At 65.0% G+C, this 17,584-nt stretch carries 16 protein-coding genes; 6 read left to right on the top strand and 10 right to left on the bottom strand.

From position 1 onward, the window contains the following. Positions 1–10: 10 nt before the first annotated feature. On the top strand, positions 11–2,764 hold the full coding sequence (secA, locus tag AC07S4_RS08545) for a preprotein translocase subunit SecA (protein WP_494986233.1): 2,754 nt from the start codon (positions 11–13) through the stop codon (positions 2,762–2,764). Between the two features lie 34 nt (positions 2,765–2,798). Here secA and AC07S4_RS08540 read toward each other — a convergent pair whose 3' ends face one another. The 5 genes from AC07S4_RS08540 to AC07S4_RS08520 all read right to left on the bottom strand — a co-directional run bounded on the left by AC07S4_RS08540 (position 2,799) and on the right by AC07S4_RS08520 (position 8,295). Continuing rightward, a complete protein-coding gene (locus AC07S4_RS08540) occupies positions 2,799–4,784 on the bottom strand; it encodes a PAS domain-containing sensor histidine kinase (protein WP_494986232.1) in 1,986 nt (661 codons plus the stop codon). Between the two features lie 64 nt (positions 4,785–4,848). Continuing rightward, positions 4,849–5,253, bottom strand: a complete 405-nt coding sequence (locus AC07S4_RS08535; protein ID WP_494986231.1) for a type 2 periplasmic-binding domain-containing protein — start codon at positions 5,251–5,253, stop codon at positions 4,849–4,851. A gap of 13 nt (positions 5,254–5,266) precedes the next feature. Further along, positions 5,267–6,487, bottom strand: a complete 1,221-nt coding sequence (locus tag AC07S4_RS08530; RefSeq protein WP_494986230.1) for a porin — start codon at positions 6,485–6,487, stop codon at positions 5,267–5,269. A gap of 173 nt (positions 6,488–6,660) precedes the next feature. Next, the gene (locus AC07S4_RS08525; protein WP_494986229.1) at positions 6,661–7,068 is read right to left on the bottom strand and encodes a type 2 periplasmic-binding domain-containing protein; all 408 of its coding nucleotides are present in this window, start codon (positions 7,066–7,068) and stop codon (positions 6,661–6,663) included. A 9-nt stretch (positions 7,069–7,077) separates the two neighbouring features. Then, complete coding sequence (locus AC07S4_RS08520; protein ID WP_494986228.1) at positions 7,078–8,295, bottom strand: porin; 1,218 nt, start codon at positions 8,293–8,295, stop codon at positions 7,078–7,080. Between the two features lie 312 nt (positions 8,296–8,607). On the opposite strand from AC07S4_RS08520, the gene argJ reads away from it, so the two are divergent. From argJ to mutT, 3 genes are read left to right on the top strand one after another with little or no spacing between them, the layout of a single operon-like run. Beyond that, positions 8,608–9,846: a bifunctional glutamate N-acetyltransferase/amino-acid acetyltransferase ArgJ gene (gene argJ, locus AC07S4_RS08515; RefSeq protein WP_494986227.1), complete on the top strand. Its 1,239-nt coding sequence runs from the start codon at positions 8,608–8,610 to the stop codon at positions 9,844–9,846. Between the two features lies 1 nt (position 9,847). Beyond that, complete coding sequence (locus tag AC07S4_RS08510) at positions 9,848–10,729, top strand: ATP-binding protein (protein WP_494986226.1); 882 nt, start codon at positions 9,848–9,850, stop codon at positions 10,727–10,729. After that, entirely contained in the window at positions 10,730–11,155 is a 426-nt protein-coding gene (gene mutT, locus AC07S4_RS08505; protein ID WP_494986225.1) for an 8-oxo-dGTP diphosphatase MutT, read from the top strand. It abuts the gene before it with no gap. A gap of 1 nt (position 11,156) precedes the next feature. Here mutT and yacG read toward each other — a convergent pair whose 3' ends face one another. The 5 genes from yacG to AC07S4_RS08480 all read right to left on the bottom strand — a co-directional run bounded on the left by yacG (position 11,157) and on the right by AC07S4_RS08480 (position 15,136). Then, the gene (yacG, locus tag AC07S4_RS08500) at positions 11,157–11,327 is read right to left on the bottom strand and encodes a DNA gyrase inhibitor YacG (RefSeq protein ID WP_494986224.1); all 171 of its coding nucleotides are present in this window, start codon (positions 11,325–11,327) and stop codon (positions 11,157–11,159) included. A gap of 9 nt (positions 11,328–11,336) precedes the next feature. Further along, positions 11,337–12,092, bottom strand: a complete 756-nt coding sequence (gene zapD, locus AC07S4_RS08495; RefSeq protein WP_228895110.1) for a cell division protein ZapD — start codon at positions 12,090–12,092, stop codon at positions 11,337–11,339. A 64-nt stretch (positions 12,093–12,156) separates the two neighbouring features. Continuing rightward, positions 12,157–12,792: a dephospho-CoA kinase gene (coaE, locus tag AC07S4_RS08490; RefSeq protein WP_494986223.1), complete on the bottom strand. Its 636-nt coding sequence runs from the start codon at positions 12,790–12,792 to the stop codon at positions 12,157–12,159. A 12-nt stretch (positions 12,793–12,804) separates the two neighbouring features. Further along, positions 12,805–13,674, bottom strand: a complete 870-nt coding sequence (locus AC07S4_RS08485) for a prepilin peptidase (RefSeq protein WP_494986222.1) — start codon at positions 13,672–13,674, stop codon at positions 12,805–12,807. A gap of 52 nt (positions 13,675–13,726) precedes the next feature. Further along, on the bottom strand, positions 13,727–15,136 hold the full coding sequence (locus AC07S4_RS08480) for a sigma-54 interaction domain-containing protein (protein ID WP_494986221.1): 1,410 nt from the start codon (positions 15,134–15,136) through the stop codon (positions 13,727–13,729). A 264-nt stretch (positions 15,137–15,400) separates the two neighbouring features. On the opposite strand from AC07S4_RS08480, the gene AC07S4_RS08475 reads away from it, so the two are divergent. Together AC07S4_RS08475 and AC07S4_RS08470 are read left to right on the top strand one after the other, a co-directional pair. Further along, entirely contained in the window at positions 15,401–16,792 is a 1,392-nt protein-coding gene (locus AC07S4_RS08475; RefSeq protein ID WP_494986220.1) for a GntP family permease, read from the top strand. 10 nt (positions 16,793–16,802) lie between these two features. Continuing rightward, positions 16,803–17,582: a 3-hydroxybutyrate dehydrogenase gene (locus AC07S4_RS08470; RefSeq protein ID WP_494986219.1), complete on the top strand. Its 780-nt coding sequence runs from the start codon at positions 16,803–16,805 to the stop codon at positions 17,580–17,582. The last annotated feature ends 2 nt before the right edge of the window (positions 17,583–17,584 follow it).

Raw genomic sequence — 17,584 nt, 5'->3', positions numbered from 1 at the left:
GCGTTAACCAATGTCCTTACTGACCCAGATTTTCGGCAGCCGCAACCAGCGTCTGCTCAAGCAATATCAAAAAACGGTACGCGAAATCAATGCGCTCGAGCCGGCCATGGAGAAGCTGTCGGATGCCGAGCTGCAGGCGAAAACCCCGGCCTTCAAGGAGCGCATCGCCGGCGGCGAGGCGCTGGACGCCATCCTGCCGGAGGCCTTCGCGGTCTGCCGCGAGGCGTCCAAGCGCGTCTTCAAGATGCGCCACTTCGATGTGCAGCTGATCGGCGGCATGGTGCTGCATTACGGTAAGATCGCCGAAATGGGCACCGGCGAGGGCAAGACCCTGACCGCGACCCTGCCGGCCTATCTGAACGCATTGTCGGGCAAGGGCGTCCACATCGTCACCGTCAATGACTACCTGGCCCAGCGCGATGCCGAAACCATGGGCAAGCTGTACAACTGGCTCGGCCTGTCCACCGGCATCAACCTGTCGCAGATGGAGCACGCCGCCAAGCAGTCCGCCTACGCGGCCGACATCACCTACGGCACCAACAACGAATTCGGCTTCGATTACCTGCGCGACAATATGGTCTTCGAGGCGCGCGACCGCGTGCAGCGCGCGCTGAACTTCGGCATCGTCGATGAGGTGGATTCCATCCTGATCGACGAGGCCCGCACCCCGCTGATCATCTCCGGCCAGGCCGAGAACCACACCGATCTGTATTACAAGATCAATGAAGTGCCGAAGATGCTGACCCGCCAGGTCGGCGAGGAAACCCCGGACGGCAAGGGCAGCGTCGAAGTGCCCGGCGATTACACCAAGGACGAGAAGGCGCATTCGGTGCTGCTGACCGAGGCCGGCCACGAGAAGGCCGAGGCCATCCTGGTGCAAATGGGCCTGCTGCCGGAAGGCGCTTCGCTCTACGATTCGGCCAACATCACGCTGGTGCACCATCTGTACGCGGCCCTGCGCGCGCACGCGCTGTACTTCAAGGACCAGCACTACGTGGTGCAGAACAATGAAGTGGTGATCGTCGATGAATTCACCGGCCGCCTGATGACGGGCCGCCGCTGGTCCGACGGCTTGCACCAGGCGGTGGAGGCGAAGGAGGGCGTGAAGATCCAGAACGAGAACCAGACCCTGGCCTCGATCACCTTCCAGAACTACTTCCGCATGTACGCCAAGCTGGCCGGCATGACCGGCACGGCCGATACCGAAGCCTATGAATTCCAGGAGATCTATGGCCTGGAAACCGTGGTGATCCCGCCCAACCGCCCATCGGCGCGCAAGGACAAGCAGGATCAGGTCTACAAGACCAACCAGGAGAAGTACAACGCCATGCTGCTGGAGATCCGCGAGTGCTACGACCGCGGCCAGCCGGTGCTGGTGGGTACCACCTCGATCGAGAACTCGGAGCTGCTGTCGGGCATCCTGACCAAGGGCGGCCTGCCGCACAACGTCCTGAACGCCAAGCAGCACGCCCGCGAAGCGGAGATCATCTCCCAGGCCGGCAGCCCGAAGGCCATCACCATCGCCACCAATATGGCCGGCCGCGGCACCGACATCGTCCTGGGCGGCAATGTGGAAAGCCAGATCAAGTTCATCGAAGCCAACCCTGAGCTGAGCGACGCCGACAAGGCCGCCCAGGCCGAGGCGCTGCGCGCTGGCTGGCAGGCGCTGCACGAGCAGGTGGTCGCTGCCGGCGGCCTGCACATCGTCGGCACCGAGCGCCACGAGTCGCGCCGCGTCGACAACCAGCTGCGCGGCCGCGCTGCACGCCAGGGCGACCCCGGCATGTCGCGCTTCTTCCTGTCGCTGGACGATCCTTTGCTGCGCATCTTCGCGGGCGACCGCGTGCGCGCCGTGATGGACCGCCTGAAGATGCCGGAAGGCGAACCTATCGAGGCGGGCATCGTATCGCGCTCCATCGAGTCGGCGCAGCGCAAGGTCGAGGCGCGCAACTTCGATATCCGCAAGCAGCTGCTCGAGTATGACGACGTCGCCAACGACCAGCGCAAGGTGATCTACCAGCAGCGCAACGAGCTGCTGGAAGCGACCGACATCTCGGAGATGATACAGTCGCTGCGCCACGGCATGTTCACCGACATCGTGCGCGAGTTCGTGCCGGAGGAGTCGGTTGAAGAGCAGTGGAATATCCGCGGCCTGGAAGCGGCCCTGGCCACCGAGTGGCAGGTGCAGGTGGACCTGCAGGCCGCGCTGGCGGCCGACGCCAGCCTGACCGACGACGAAGTGCTGGAGAAGGTGCTGGCTGCGGCCGACGCCGTGTACCAGGCCAAGATCGACATCGTGGGCAAGGACGCCTTCGGCGGATTCGAGCGCAACGTCATGCTGCAAAGCGTGGACAGCCACTGGCGCGAGCACCTGGCGGCGCTGGACCACCTGCGCCAGGGTATCCATCTGCGCGGCTATGCGCAGAAGAACCCCAAGCAGGAGTACAAGCGCGAGGCCTTCGAGCTGTTCGGCCAGATGCTGGACATGATCAAGAACGAGGTGGTGCGCCATGTGATGACGGTGCGCATCCAGTCGCGCGAGGAAATCGACGCGGCCGAAGCGGCCATGCAGGCTACCCATCTGGAGAATGTGCATTACCAGCACGCCGACTTCAATCCGAATGCGGCGCCGGAGGAGTTGCTGGCGCCGAGCGCGGCCCCGGCAGCTGCGGCGGACGACGGCGGCCTGCGCGTGGGCCGCAACGATCCTTGCCCTTGCGGCAGCGGCAAGAAGTTCAAGGCTTGCCACGGCAAGCTGGCCTAAGCAGTAAAAAAAACCGGAGCTTGCTCCGGTTTTTTTATGCCCGCACCGGCGAGCTGCGCGGCACCACGATGCGCACCGCCGTGCCCTGGCCCGGCTGCGACGCCACCGTGACGCGCCCGCCCAGCATGCCGGTGACGATGTTGTACACGATATTCATGCCCAACCCGGTGCCGCCGCGTCCCATCTTGGTGGTGAAGAAGGGATCGAACACGTGGCGCCGCACTTCTTCCGGCATGCCGGCGCCGTTGTCGCTGAAGACGATCTCCACCATGCCGCCGTCCAGCTCGCGCGCGCTGATGCTGATGGTGCCGTCGCTGCGGTCCTCGAAGGCGTGCGCCAGCGCGTTGTTGATCAGGTTGTTGAAGATCTGGTACCAGCTGCCCGGATAGGAGTCCAGCGCCAGGCTTTGCGGCACGTGGAAGGCGGTGCCGCAGTTGGCGCGGCGCAGGCGCGGCACGTAGGTGGCGGCCGTGTCGAGCACCACCGCCAGCAGGTTGAACACGCGGCGCTGGTCGTTGGTCTGGTCCACCGCGATCTGCTTGAAGGAGGCGATCAGGTTGGCCGCCTTGTTGAGCGAGCCGGAAATCAGCCCGGAGGCCAGCTTCACCTCGTCGTTGTAGGCGCTCAGCGTGGAGCGGCGCAAGCTGCCGCCGCTGAGCATGGCTTCGAATTCCACCACCCGGTCGCCCAGCGCGGTCGAGGCCAGCAGGCTGTTGCCGATCGGCGTGTTCAGCTCGTGCGCGATGCCGGCCACCAGCGAGCCCAGCGAGGCCATTTTTTCCGCCGCGATCAGGTCGTGCTGGGTGCGCTGCAGGGTCTGCAGCGCGTGCGACAGGTCGCCGTTGGCGCGCTCCAGTTCGGCCGAGCGCTCGCGCACCCGGCGCTCCAGCGAGGCGTTCAGTTCCTCCAGTTCCTGCTTGGCGTTCAGTTCGGCCGTCATGTCCAGCAGCGCCCAGATGATGGCGTCCACGCCGTCCAGCGTCAGCGAGGACGACCAGATCGCCAGCCGGCCGGTGCCGCCGCCGCGCAGCGCCATATTGGCCACCTCGCCGTGCACCGCGCCGTGGCGCATATACAGCTGCCAGATGCGCTCGCGCTCTTCCGGCGCGCCCCAGAAGGTGAAGCTGTCCGAGCGCTGGCCGATCAGCTGTTCCTCGGTGTAGCCGAAGGTGCTGGTCAGCGCCTGGTTGGCGCCGATGATGCGGCCGTTGCGGTCGGTCACGCTGAGCGGCAGCGGCGCCATATCGAACAGGGTCTTGAAGCGCGCTTCCGATTCCGACAGGCGCTGCTGCGACGCTTCCAGCTGCAGCACGCGTTCGCGCAGCGCCACGCTCATCGAGTTGAGCGAGCGCGCGTAGACTTCGATCTCGTCGCCGTCGCCTTCCGGCAGGCTGCGGCCGAAGGCGCTTTTCATCAGCTGCCCGGCCTGGCCGGTGAGGGCGCGCAGGCGCCGCCCTATGCCTTGCGTGAAGGCGTAGAACAGCAGCACGCCCAGCGCCAGGCCGACCAGCGAGATCAGGCCGGATTGCAGGAACACTTCTTCGCGCGCCTTGTCCAGTTCGCTGGTCGAGAGACCGAAATTGAGCGAGCCGATCTGGTTGTCCTTGAGCAGCATGGGGGCGCGCGCGTGCAGCGTGCTGCCCACCTGCCAGGTGCGCACGCCGTTCATGGCCGGCGCGGTGCCGTTGCGCAGCGCGGCCGGCAGCTCGGGCGGACGCGCGCCCGCCGTGGCCAGCGGCAGGTCGTTCTGGTCCAGCACGATGATGTAGCGCACGAAGCTGTCCTGGGGATCGGACAGCATCTCGGTCCAGTAGTCGTTCAGCTCGCTAAGCCGGCCGCGCAGCGCGTAGGGGCTGAGGGTGAGGTTGAGCGTGACCGCGTATTCGTGCGCCACGCGCTCGGCGTTCTTGCCGACCGCGTTGTCCATCACGCGCTGGCTGTTGCCGATTAACAGCGCGACCACCATGGCCTGCACGATGGCGCTCAACAACAGAAACTTCGCCCGCAGCGATAGACTCACACCCACTCCTTGCTGTCCTGGACGCCCCGCGTCCCCAGACAGCAATATACCGCATGCAACAATGTTAAGGGAGTGTCAAGATCACCTTGACCGTGTCATCGACCGCGGATTTGTCGATATAGCCGATGGCCTTGGGATCGTCGGCCACCGCCTTTTTCACGTCGGCGTTGGATTTGTATTCCTTGGGCGGCGTGGCCTTGCCGGTGAACACCAGCTTGGACCAGATGGCCTTGACCTGGGCCGCGTCCTTTTCCGCCACCTTCTGGTAGAAGTCGTTGCGGATGTGCGAGCCTTCGGCCTGGTCCACCGGGGTGAACATGGTCGATTTTCCGAGGAAGAACTGGGACGCCTGTTCGGAGAACATGCGCGTGGCCGGGTTGGCCTTGTTGACGATGACCACGGTTTCGGCCATGGCGGGCAGGCCGAGCGAGAGCAGCAGAACAGGCAGCAGTGTGTGGGCGTTTTTCATGGCGGCCTCCCGGTCAGAACACATAGTCCAGCGTGGCGCCGAACACCGTCACCTTGTCCTTCATGCCGGCGGCCGGGCCGAAGATCAGCGAGCCGGTGCGGGCCTTGGGCTTGACCTGGTCGATCTGCAGCTTGAGCGCGGCGGCGCTGGCGAAGTTCCAGCGCAGGCCGACCAGGTTGGAGTCCTGCTCGGCCGGCGTGAGCAGGCCGCGCACGGCGTTCGACAGCGCGCCGCTGGCGGGGAAGTTGGCCGGCAGCGTCACCGAAGTGCCCTTGCCCTTGTAGCTGGCGTGCGCGTAATAGGGCAGGAAGGCGCCGATGCGGTAGCCGGCCAGCACATACCAGGCGTCGGTCTGGGCGACGTAGATCGGATCGACCGAGCGGCGCTTGCCGAACTCGGCCTGCAGCAGCAGGTTGTTCCAGTCCAGCGTGGCGCCGAGCGCGTCGAACTTGATCTTTTTGCCCCCGATAAAGCCGATGTCGCGGCCCAGCTGGGCGAAGCCGACGGCGGCCAGGGTGTTGGCCAGGGTGTTGACCGGGGTTACGTCGTCGCTGTTCATCTTGGCCTGCAGGTGGGCGTAGCGCAGCATCAGCGGACCGTGTTCGACCGACAGGCTGATGCCGTGGCTGGGCGCGCGGTAGTGCGCCACCGTGGCCGCCGCCGCCACGAACAGCTTGCCGCGCGCCGAGCCTACGGCGGCCTGGGCCGTGAAATTGGTGTCGCCGAAGGCATGCTGGTAGTTGACGTCCACGCCGTCCAGGTTTTCGATCGGCACCTGGCCGTACAGCTCGATGGGCGGCCGCATCATGGTGTTGGCGTAGCCCACGTTCTGATAGTCGGAAATCAAGAAGGTGGGCATCTGGACCCGGCCGGCGCGCACGCTGAGCTCGTCGCTGGCCTTGTACTTGAGGAAGGCCCAGGTCAGGTCGGTGGTGAAGCTGGTGCTGGTGTTCTTGCGCGTGAGCACCTGCACGGTGCCGGACAGCTGCTCGCTGACCTTGTAGCTCGCTTGCAGGCCGAGGTTGGTGTCCAGGCCGAGGCGCCAGCTGTCGCCCACGCCGGTGGCCTGGTTGTAGCGGGCGAACTTGGCCACGTCGGTGTCGCTCTTGGCCACGCCCAGCGTGCCGAAGCCGCTGATGCTGAGCTTGCCGTCGTCCACCAGCGCGGCCTGGGCCTGCGCCTGCAGCAGGGCCAGGGCGGCCAGGGTGGTGCACACATGGAGGGTTCTTTTCATTCCGGCCTCGCTCTCGTTGGCTGCGCCCGGCTGGCGCGGTAGTTCACCTTAGTCTAAATTTTTCTCGGAGGCATTAAAGACTTGCGGGGAGCGGGGGCGGATGTGGTTTTTTCTCAACGATGAAAAACGCCCGCCGGATTGCTCGGGCGGGCGCTGCGCGGGCATGCCGCTGCTTACGGCAGCGTCAGGATGACCTTGACGGTATCGTCCACGGCCGACTTGTCGATGTAGCCGATGGCTTTCGGATCGTCGGCCACGGCCTTCTTGACGTCTGCGTTGGATTTGTATTCCTTGGGCGGCGTGGCCTTGCCGGTGAACACCAGCTTGGACCAGATGGCCTTGACCTGGGCCGCATCCTTGTCCGCCACCTTCTGGTAGAACTCGTTGCGGATGTGCGAGCCTTCGGCCTGGTCCACCGGGGTGAACATGGTCGATTTGCCGAGGAAGAACTGGGACGCCTGTTCGGAGAACATGCGGGTGGCCGGATTGGCCTTGTTGACGATGACGACCGTTTCGGCGGACGCGGGCAAGGCGGCGGCGCCGGAGGCGGCCAGAAGCAGGGCAGGGAGCAATTTTTTCATGAAGTCACCTTAGAATACGAAATCCAGACCGGCTGCGACCACGGTCACGCTGTCTTTCTGGCCGGCGGCGGGCGTGAAGATCAGCTGGCCCGACTTGACCTTGGGCTTGACGCGGTCCACCTGCACCTTGAGCGCGATCGACTTGGCGAAGTCCCAGCGCACGCCGGCCAGGTTGGTCGACTGCTCGGGCGAGATCAGCAGGTTGGTGACGGCGGCGTTCAGCGCAGGGATCTTGGCCAGCGCGGCCGGCACGGTGATGGAGCTGCCGGCGCCCTTGCTGGCCGCGTGCGCGAAGTAAGGCAGCACTTTGCCGAAGCGGTAGGCGCCCATGGCGTACCAGGAATTGGTTTCCGGGATGTACACCGGGTCGTGCGCGCGGCGCATCGCATATTCGGTCTGGACCACGATATTGTTCCAGTCCAGCGCCAGGCCCAGCGAGGTGAAGCTCATCTTCTTGCCCTCGACGATGCCCAGGTCCTGGCCCAGCTGGCCGAAGCCCGCTTGCTTCAGGGTGGCGGCCAGGCTGTTGATCGGCAGCAGGTTGTCGCTGTTCAGTTCGGCGCGCAGATGGCCCAGGCGCACGGTCACGGGGCCGTGCTCGAGGGCCAGGCTCACGCCCTGGGCCGGCGCGCGGTACTTGGCCACGGAGCCGCCGGCGGTCGGCACGAACAGCTTGCCGCGGCTGGAGCCGGCGAAGGCCTGCGCGGTGAAGTTGGTGTCGCCGAAGGCGTGCTGGTAGTTCAGGTCCACGCCGTCCACGTTTTCGATCGGGTCCTGGCCGTAGACTTCAATCGGCGGCCGCATCATGGTGTTGGCGTAGCCCACGTTCTGGTAGTCGGAAATCAGGAAGGCCGGCATCACCATGCGGCCCACGCGCACGCTGATCTCGTCGTTGACCTTCACTTTCAGGAAGGCCCAGGTCAGGTCGCTGGTGAAGCTGGGGCTGGTGTTCTTGCGCGTCAGCACCTGCGCGGTGCCGGACAGCCAGTCGTTGATCTTGTAGCTTGCTTGCAGGCCGAGGTTGCTGTCCAGGCCGATGCGCGGGCTGTCGCCCACGCCGGTGGCCTGGTTGTAGCGCGCGAACTGGGCGCTGTCGGTGTCGCTCTTGGCCACGGCCAGGGTGCCGAAACCGCTGATGCTCAGGTTGCCGTCGTCCAGCGAGCCGGCCTGGGCCTGCATGGCGCTGCAGGCAGCGAGCACGGATGCTACTAGAAGTTGCTTTTTCATCGGTAAGGATTCCAATCACTTTATTTTTCAAAAGAGCGGCCAGCCCGTAGCGCCGCATGCGTGGCCTACCTTAGATGAATTTTCTTCAAGGCATGATTATGAAAACGTTGTACTGAACAAAGCCTCTAGATTTTTGTCGCTTTTTAGTATGGATTTATGAATAATTAGGCAAGTTTTTGTGCTTATTGGCCGAACTTTCGGATTTTCAAGAAAAACAGTTGGGCGCGGGCTTTTAACCGAAAGTAGTAATCCGCGTGCGCTGGCAACAGGCATTACAATAACGGCTTCCCTTACACTAGCCCGAGAACCCACATGGCCGTCAATTCCCCCATTCCTGTCGCTGCAGATCTGAAGCCGGTTGCCGGTATCGAGATCGGTTTTGCCGAAGCCGGCATCAAAAAGCCGAACCGCAAGGACTTGCTGGTGCTGCGCCTGGCGCCGGGCGCCACCGTGGCCGGCGTGTTCACGCTGAACCGCTTCTGCGCCGCGCCGGTGCAGATCTCGAAGGCCAACCTGGCGGCCGTCAACGCCGGCGCTGCGCCCATCCGCGCACTGATGGTCAACACCGGCAACGCCAACGCCGGCACCGGCGAAGAAGGCCTGGCGCGCGCGCAGCAGAGCTGCTCGGCGCTGGCTGAGCTGCTGGGCTGCGAAGCGGGCCAGATCCTGCCGTTCTCGACCGGCGTGATCCTCGAGCCGCTGCCGGTGGACCGCATCGTGGCCGGCCTGCCGAGCGCCGTCGCCAACCTGACCGCCGACAACTGGTTCAACGCCGCCGAAGCCATCATGACCACCGACACGCAGCCGAAAGCCGGCTCGCGCACGGTGGACATCGCCGGCCACAAGGTCACGCTGACCGGCATCTCCAAGGGCGCCGGCATGATCAAGCCGAACATGGCCACCATGCTGGGCTTCCTGGCCTTCGACGCCAAAGTGGCGCAGCCGGTGCTGGACGTGCTGGTCAAGCAGGCCGCCGACCAGTCCTTCAACTGCATCACCATCGACGGCGACACCTCCACCAACGACTCCTTCATGCTGGTCGCCACCGGCGCCGGCACGCTGGAAGTGAACTCGGTCGACTCGCCGGAATACCAGGCGCTGGCCGCCGCCGTCACCGAGCTGTCGGTCTTCCTCGCGCAAGCCATCATCCGCGACGGCGAAGGCGCCACCAAGTTCATGACGATCACGGTGGAAGACGGCAAGAACATGGAAGAATGCCGCAAGATCGCGTACTCCATCGCCCACTCGCCGCTGGTGAAAACCGCCTTCTTCGCCTCCGACCCCAACCTGGGCCGCATCCTGGCCGCCATCGGCTACGCCGGCGTGGACGACCTGGACGTGAGCAAGCTCAACCTCTACCTGGACGACGTGTGGGTGGCCAAGAACGGCGGCCGCAACCCGGACTACAAGGAAGAAGACGGCCAGCGCGTGATGAAGCAGAGCGAAATCGCGGTGCGCGTGAAGCTGGCGCGCGGCGATGCGGCGGCCACCGTGTACACCTGCGACCTGTCGCACGATTACGTCAGCATCAACGCCGACTACCGTTCCTGAGATGGCAACGCCCCTCGAACAATTCCTGGTGCGCGCCGAGGCCCTGCTGCAAAGGGTGGAGGCCATCCTGCCGCAGGCCCCGCGCGAGCCGGACTGGAAGCTGGGCTACGCCTACCGCTGGCGGCGCCGGAACGGCGGCGTCAGCCATTTGCAGGCGGTGGCGCACGTGTCCAGCATCGCGCTGGACGATCTGCACAACATCGCCCCGCAAAAAGCCGCCATCGAGCAGAATACGCGCCAGTTCGTGTCCGGCCGCCCGGCCAACAACGTGCTGCTGACGGGCGCACGCGGCACCGGCAAATCGTCGCTGATCAAGGCCTGTTTGAACCAGTTCGCGAAAGATGGGCTGCGCTTGATCGAAGTCGACAAGGCCGACCTGGCCGAGCTGCCGGACATCGTGGACCTGGTGGCGGGCCGGCCCGAGCGCTTTATCATCTTCTGCGACGACCTGTCGTTCGAGGAAGGCGAGAGCGGCTACAAGGCGCTGAAAGTGGCGCTGGACGGCTCCATCGCGGCCCAGTCCAACAACGTGCTGATCTACGCCACCTCCAACCGGCGCCACCTGATGCCGGAGCGCATGGCCGACAATATGAGCTACAAGCACGACGAGGACGGCGACCTGCATCCGGGCGAGACGGTGGAAGAGAAGATCTCGCTGTCCGAGCGCTTCGGCCTGTGGCTGTCGTTCTACGCCTTCAAGCAGGACGACTACCTCGACATCTGCGCCCACTGGCTGGCCGGCTTCGGCTGCACGCCTGGGCAGGTGGAAGCGGCGCGCGGCGACGCCCTGCGCTGGGCCTTGCAGCGCGGTTCGCGTTCCGGCCGCGTAGCCTGGCAATTCGCTAAGGACTACGCCGGCAAACTCCCCGAAGAAAGCAAGTGAATGAGTGCAGCAGGTAGCAATACGAAGGTGGACGTCGCGGTCGGCATCCTGATCAAGCCGAACGGCGACGTGCTGCTGGGCCAGCGCCCGGCGGGCAAGCCCTATGACGGCTACTGGGAATTCCCGGGCGGCAAAGTCGATCCGGGCGAAACGGTGCTCGAAGCGCTCAAGCGCGAATTCGTCGAAGAACTGGGTTTAACGATCAACAGCGCGCAGGAATGGTGCGGCGTGGAATACGTGTACCCGCACGCCCACGTGCGGCTGCATTTCTACATCAGCCGCGACTGGCACGGCGAGCCGCAAAGCCTGGAAGGGCAGGCTTTCGCCTGGCAGGGCACGGTCGGCCTGGAGCCGCTGCTGCCGGCCACGATACCGCTGCTCGAATGGCTGGACCAGATCCGCCACGACCCGGCGGCGCTGCCCTGATTTATTCTTCGTCGAGGGGATCGCGGGGCGGGGCGGCGGGAATGGCGTATTTTTCCTCGGCCCAGGCGCCCAGGTCGATTTGTTTGCACCGTTCGGAACAGAAGGGGCGGTATTTGTTTTTTTCACTCCACTCCACTTTGGCGGAGCAGGTCGGGCAATCAACTACGGTCATGGCTATTCTTTAAAAATTACAGAGCGTGAGCTCGAATGGTACATCTTCTTCCAGCGGCTTGGGTTTCAGATCGCCGCCTTGCGTGGTGAACCGGACCCACAGCATATATTTATTGGCCGATATTTCCGGTATCGCGCCCATGCTTTCATCCAGGGTCAGCCGCAGCATCTGGTAGACCTTGCCTTGCAGCATTTGCTGGTAGCTGCCGGCGTTGGCGATCATTTTAACCGGGCCGCCCGAGTCGCGCAGCAGGCGCAGCACCAGGGCCAGGGCGTCGAACAGCGGCGCCAGCGGGGCGAACCAGCCGGCGATGTCGTTGAAGCGCTGCTCGGCGCTGCGCTTTTGCCAGGCGTAATAGGACGGCAGGTCGAATTCGCAGGCGCCGCCGGGGATGATGGTGCGGCCGCGTATGCTCATCAGCCATTCGTTGTCGCGCACGTTCTGGCCGGTTTTGCCTTGCGCGGCGACCAGGGCGCTGCTCACGCTGTCCACTTCGGACAGGATGGCGTCCAGCGTTTCAGCCTGTACATTCGGATTGGAACGGTAGCTCAGCAATGTCTGGCGCTGGCGCTCCAGTTCCTGCAGCAGGTCCGACTTGAGGTCCGCCCGGCCTGCCACTTCGAGCATGTCGAAGATCGTGGCCAGCGCGACGTGGTGCTGCATGGGGTGTTCTTGATGCACAAAGAACTTGAATTTCTCGTACAGGTCTTCCAGCCGCAACAACGTGCGTATGCGCTCGTTGAAAGGGTATTCGTAGACAATCAAAATGACTTCCCTCTATAGATGGGCCTGCAAAGAATTCCGTGATTCTGAACCAAGCGAAGCAAAATTACAAACGTTGCGATGGTATTGTTATCGTTCCTGCCGAAAATGCCAGGTATAAATGGTGTAATCGCGCAATTTGCGGGTCCAGTGCGGTTAAATCCCCCTCATTATTAATGATATCGTCTGCTGCCGCCAATCGTGCGGAGCGCGGCGCCTGCGCCGCCATAATGGCTTGCACCTGGCTGGCCGTCATCTGGTTGCGCGCCATCACGCGCGCCACCTGGGTCGCTTCCGGGCAGTCCACCACCAGCACGCGCTGCACCCGGCTGCGCCAGCTGCCGGACTCGACCAGCAAGGGCACGTCGTAGATCACATAGGGGCCGGTGGCGGCCGCGCCCGCCGCTTCGGCGGCGCTGCGTATCAGGGGGTGCAAAATGGCTTCCAGCCTGGCCTTGGCGGTGGCGTCGCCGAACACCAGCGCGCGCATGCGGGCGCGGTCCATGGCGCCGCTGGCGTTGGCGAACTCGGGGCCGAATTCGGCCACCAGGGCCGGCATGGCGGGGCCGCCGGCCACCGTCATGCTGTGCGCGATGCGGTCGGTGTCGACGATGGTGGCGCCCAGGGCGGCGAAGCGCGCGGCGACCGCGCTCTTGCCGCTGCCGATGCCGCCGGTCAGGCCGACGCTGAATTTGGTGTCCACGCCGCCGTGCACTTAATGGCCCAGCACGCCGGAGGTGAAGGCCGCCAGCGGGCCGCCGTACATCAGCGTGATCAGGCCGGCCACCGCCAGGTAGGGGCCGAAGGGTATCGGGTTGTTGCGGCCGCGCTTGGCAAACACCATCAGGCTGATGCCCACCACGGCGCCCACCACGGACGACAGCAGGATGATGGTCGGCAGCGTGGCCCAGCCCAGCCAGGCGCCCAGCGCGCCCAGCAGCTTGAAGTCGCCGTAGCCCATGCCTTCCTTGCCGGTGGCCAGCTTGAACAGCCAGTAGATGGACCACAGCGCCAGGTAGCCGGCCGCCGCGCCTATCACCGCGTCCTGCAGCGGCGCGAAGGTGCCGTTGATGTTGATCAGCAGGCCGGCCCACAGCAGCGGCAGCGTCAGGTCGTCCGGCAGCAGCTGGGTGTCGGCGTCGATAAAGGTCATGGCGATGAGCATGTAGGCGAACAGCAGGGTCGCCAGGCCCATCCAGCCGCTGCCGAACTGCCACACCAGCGCCGCCGACAGCAGGCCGGTCAGCGCTTCGATGATGGGGTAGCGCGGCGAGATCGGCGCCTTGCAGTTGCTGCATTTCCCGCCCAGCACCAGGTAGCTGGCGACGGGGATGTTTTCCAGCGCGGTGATCTGGTGCTTGCAGTGCGGGCAGGCCGAGCGCGGCACCACCAGGTTGTAGCGTTCGGTGTGCGGCAGCTCCTTGCCCATTTCGGACGCCACGTAGTTATCCGACTCGCGCTGCATCATGATGGGCACGCGGTGGATAACGACGTTCAGGAAGCTGCCGATCAGCAGGCCGAAGATGCCGGCCGCGATGGCGGCGATCAGGGTGGCGGGCGGGGCAAACAGCAAGATATCCTGCATCGGTAGGGTTCCGTTGGTTTTTATGTGGGGACAGTATAAGGCAGGGCGGGGCTCAAAACAGTTGCAGCAGCGCCATTTTTTCATACAGCGTGGCGCGCGAAATGCCGAGCAGGCGCGCGGCCTCGGTTTTCTTGCCGCCGGCCGCCGCCAGCGCCGCTTCGATGGCGCCGCGTTCGGCCGCCGCCACCGCCTGCGCCAGCGGCTGCACCAGGCCGGGCGCGCCTGTTTTTGCCGCCGCCAGCCGGGGCAGGATGGTGTCGAAATCGTCCGCCACCAGGCGCCGGTTGTCGCTGTGCAGCACCGCCTTTTCCAGCACATTGCGCAGCTCGCGCACATTGCCGGGCCAGTCGTAGCCGCCCAGGCGCTGCAAGGCGCCCGGCGTCAGCTCGCGCCGCGCCATGCCGGTGCGCTCGGCGATCTGCTCGAGCGCGCCTTCGCACAGCGCTTCCAGGTCGGCGATGCGCTCGCGCAGCGGCGGCAGTGTGATCGACAGAACGTTAAGGCGGTAGTACAGGTCGCGCCGCAGCCGGCCTTGCGCCAGCGCCTGCACCAGGTCGATGCTGGTGGCGGCGATGATGCGCACGTCCACCTTGATCACCTTGTTCGAGCCCAGCGGCTCCACCTCCTGCTCCTGCAGCACGCGCAGCAGCTTGGCCTGGATCTGCAGCGGCATGTCGCCCACTTCGTCCAGGAACAGGGTGCCGCCGTGCGCCAGCTTGAACTTGCCGTCGCGGCCGCGCTTGTCGGCGCCGGTGTAGGCGCCCGGCGCGACGCCGAAGAACTCGGACTCGAGCAGCGCTTCGGGAATGGCGGCGGCGTTCACGGCGATGAAGGGCTGGCTGGCGCGCGCCGAGCTGGCGTGGATGGCCTGCGCCAGCAGCTCCTTGCCGGTGCCGGTTTCGCCCAGCAGCAGCACGGTGCTGCCCAGCTGCGCCGCGCGCCGCGCCTGGCGTTTCACGTCCAGGCTGGCCGGGCTGTTGCCCACGTAGCTGGCCAGGGTGTAGCGCGGACGGCGGTCCTGCACCAGCAGGCGCCGGGTTTCCGCCAGCTCGTCCTGCAGCTGCGCGAACTTGCCCAGCAGCGGTTTCAAATGGTGCAGCTTGTCGTACAGGCAGATGCCGACCGCGCCTATCACCTTGCCGTCCGGCCCTGTCAGCGGCAGGCGCGACACCACAAAGGTTTCGCTGCCGAAGGCCATCAGGTCCAGCAGGATGGGCTCGCCGCTCTTGACCACCTGGCGCATCAGGCTGTTGGGGATGATCTCCTCCACGTCGCGGCCCAGCAGCGATTGCGGGTCGCTGTAGCCCAGCATTTGCAGGTATTTATCGTTGCACCAGACGATGCGGGCTTCGGTGTCGACCGCGATGGTGCCTTCGCACAGCGCGTCCAGCCGCTCCAGCAGCTTGGGAATGGCCAGGTGGCGCAGTCCGCCCGCGCCCGGGTTTTCGGTAAACCAGTGCATCAAGTCCATTGCGGCGGCCCGGCAAAAAGGCTGATTCTGGCCCCGGCCGCCTGAACTGTCCAGTATTCCGTACAGAATGTCCGGATTTCCAGACGTTTTTCTGCGTAGTTTTGCGTAGTCTGTCTGCTTTTCCAGACAATATGCGTTCCAGCCTTACCCCGGCATCACCAGCGCTTATATCTAACTGCTTGAATTTTCAGGACTTTATGCGCCAGGCATGGATAGTGCTTTAGACAACGTTCTACGTTATGCCTTGGAGTGTGTATGAGTTTTCTGATTGTGCTGCTGGCGCTGGTTTTCCTGATGGTGGTCGCCTACCGCGGCTTCAGCGTCATCCTGTTTGCCCCGGTGGCGGCCATGCTGGCCGTGCTGCTGACCGATCCCGGCCTAGTGCCGCCCATGTTCACCAGTGTCTTCATGGACAAGATGGTGGGCTTCGTCAAACTGTATTTCCCGGTCTTCCTGCTGGGCGCGGTGTTCGGCAAGGTGATCGAACTGTCCGGCTTTTCCAAGTCCATCGTGGCGCTGATTATCCGGCTGGTGGGGCGCGAGCGCGCCATGCTGGCCATCGTGCTGGTATGCGCGGTGCTGACCTATGGCGGCGTGTCGCTGTTCGTGGTGGTGTTCGCCGTGTATCCCTTCGCTGCCGAGATGTTCAGGCAGAGCAATATCCCCAAGCGTCTGATCCCCGGCACCATTGCGCTGGGCGCCTTCACCTTCACCATGGACGCGCTGCCCGGCACGCCGCAGATCCAGAACATCATTCCGACCTCGTTCTTCCAGACCGATACCTGGGCCGCGCCCTGGCTGGGCGTGATCGGCTCGGTGTTCATCCTGGCGGTGGGCCTGAGCTACCTGGAATGGCGCCGCCGCCAGGCGCTGGCCAAGGGCGAAGGCTATGGCACCGGCCACAGCAACGAGCCGGAGGAATTCACGGAGCAGACCCTGCCGCATCCGCTGCTGGCGCTGCTGCCGCTGGTGCTGGTGGGCGTGCTGAACAAGGTCTTCACCGTGATGATTCCGCTCTACTACGGCAAGAGCCACAGCCTGCAGCTGGCGGGCGCGGCCAAGCCCGTCGTGACCGAAGTGTCGAAAGTGGCGGCCATCTGGGCCGTGGAAGCGGCGCTGCTGGTGGGCATCGCCAGCGTGCTGCTGCTGGCCTTCGGCACCGTGCGCCGCCGCTTCGCCGAGGGCAGCAAACTGGCGATTTCGGGCGCGTTGCTGGCGTCCATGAACACCGCCTCCGAGTACGGCTTTGGCGCCGTCATCGCCGGCCTGCCGGGCTTCCTGGTGGTGGCCGACGCGCTGCGCGCCGTGCCCAATCCGCTGGTCAATGAAGCCATCGCGGTCACTTCGCTGGCCGGCATCACGGGTTCGGCCTCGGGCGGCATGAGCATTGCGCTGGCCGCCATGTCGGACACCTTCATCCAGGCCGCCACCGCTGCGCATATTCCGATGGAGGTCCTGCACCGGGTGGCGGCCATGGCCAGTGGCGGCATGGACACGCTGCCGCACAACGGCGCCGTGATTACCCTGCTGGCCGTCAGCGGGCTGACGCACAAGGTGTCCTACGGCGACATCTTCGCCGTCACCTGCATCAAGACCATGGCCGTGTTCGTGGTCATCGGCACCTACTACGCGTTCGGAATTTACTAAGGAGCTTGCCATGTTGAACAATAAATCCGCCATCGTCACCGGTTCCACCAGCGGCATCGGCCTGGGCATCGCCCGCGCGCTGGCCGCGCAGGGGGCCAACGTCATGCTGAACGGCTTCGGCGACGCGGCCGCCATAGAGGCCATCGCCGCCGAACTGCGCGCGCTGGGCGTGCAGGTGCGGCACAGCGCGGCTGACATGGCGCAGCCGGAGCAGATCGCCGCCATGGTGGCCGAAGCCACGGCGGCCTTCGGCGCGGTCGATATCCTGGTCAACAACGCCGGCATCCAGTACACGGCGCCGGTGCACGAGTTTCCGCTGGAGCAGTGGGACCGCATCATGGCCATCAACCTGTCGTCCAACTTCCACGCCATCCGCGCGGCGCTGCCGCAGATGCAGCAGCGCGGCTGGGGACGCATTATCAACGTGGCCTCGGTGCACGGGCTGGTGGCGTCGGTGAACAAATCGGCTTATGTGGCGGCCAAGCATGGCGTGGTGGGACTGACCAAGGCGGTGGCGCTGGAGAATGCGCGCAGCGGCGTGACCTGCAACGCCATCTGCCCGGGCTGGGTGCTGACGCCGCTGGTGCAGAAGCAGATCGACGACCTGGCCGCGCGCGCCGGCCTGAGCGCAGACCAGGCGCGCGCCCAGCTGTTGGGCGAAAAGCAGCCTTCGCAGGAATTCGCCACGCCGGAGCAGATCGGCGCGCTGGCCATGTTCCTGTGCAGCGCGGCGGCCGACCAGATCCGCGGCGCCGCGCTCAATATGGATGGGGGATGGGCGGCGCAGTGATG

It is taken from the genome of Pseudoduganella sp. GW821-FHT05F09, from assembly GCF_059419605.1.
Note: the sequence above shows the minus strand (reverse complement) of the source record. Positions and strands in the feature narration are given on the sequence as shown.

Excerpts from the sequence above, each read along its gene's own strand:
- AC07S4_RS08535 (WP_494986231.1), bottom strand. The coding sequence starts at position 5,253 with ATGAAAAACGCCCACACACTGCTGCCTGTTCTGCTGCTCTCGCTCGGC.
- mutT (WP_494986225.1), top strand. The coding sequence starts at position 10,730 with ATGAGTGCAGCAGGTAGCAATACGAAGGTGGACGTCGCGGTCGGCATC.
- AC07S4_RS08485 (WP_494986222.1), bottom strand. The coding sequence starts at position 13,674 with ATGCAGGATATCTTGCTGTTTGCCCCGCCCGCCACCCTGATCGCCGCC.
- yacG (WP_494986224.1), bottom strand. The coding sequence starts at position 11,327 with ATGACCGTAGTTGATTGCCCGACCTGCTCCGCCAAAGTGGAGTGGAGT.
- AC07S4_RS08520 (WP_494986228.1), bottom strand. The coding sequence starts at position 8,295 with ATGAAAAAGCAACTTCTAGTAGCATCCGTGCTCGCTGCCTGCAGCGCC.
- secA (WP_494986233.1), top strand. The coding sequence starts at position 11 with ATGTCCTTACTGACCCAGATTTTCGGCAGCCGCAACCAGCGTCTGCTC.
- AC07S4_RS08510 (WP_494986226.1), top strand. The coding sequence starts at position 9,848 with ATGGCAACGCCCCTCGAACAATTCCTGGTGCGCGCCGAGGCCCTGCTG.
- AC07S4_RS08530 (WP_494986230.1), bottom strand. The coding sequence starts at position 6,487 with ATGAAAAGAACCCTCCATGTGTGCACCACCCTGGCCGCCCTGGCCCTG.
- AC07S4_RS08470 (WP_494986219.1), top strand. The coding sequence starts at position 16,803 with ATGTTGAACAATAAATCCGCCATCGTCACCGGTTCCACCAGCGGCATC.
- AC07S4_RS08525 (WP_494986229.1), bottom strand. The coding sequence starts at position 7,068 with ATGAAAAAATTGCTCCCTGCCCTGCTTCTGGCCGCCTCCGGCGCCGCC.
- AC07S4_RS08475 (WP_494986220.1), top strand. The coding sequence starts at position 15,401 with ATGAGTTTTCTGATTGTGCTGCTGGCGCTGGTTTTCCTGATGGTGGTC.
- argJ (WP_494986227.1), top strand. The coding sequence starts at position 8,608 with ATGGCCGTCAATTCCCCCATTCCTGTCGCTGCAGATCTGAAGCCGGTT.
- AC07S4_RS08480 (WP_494986221.1), bottom strand. The coding sequence starts at position 15,136 with ATGCACTGGTTTACCGAAAACCCGGGCGCGGGCGGACTGCGCCACCTG.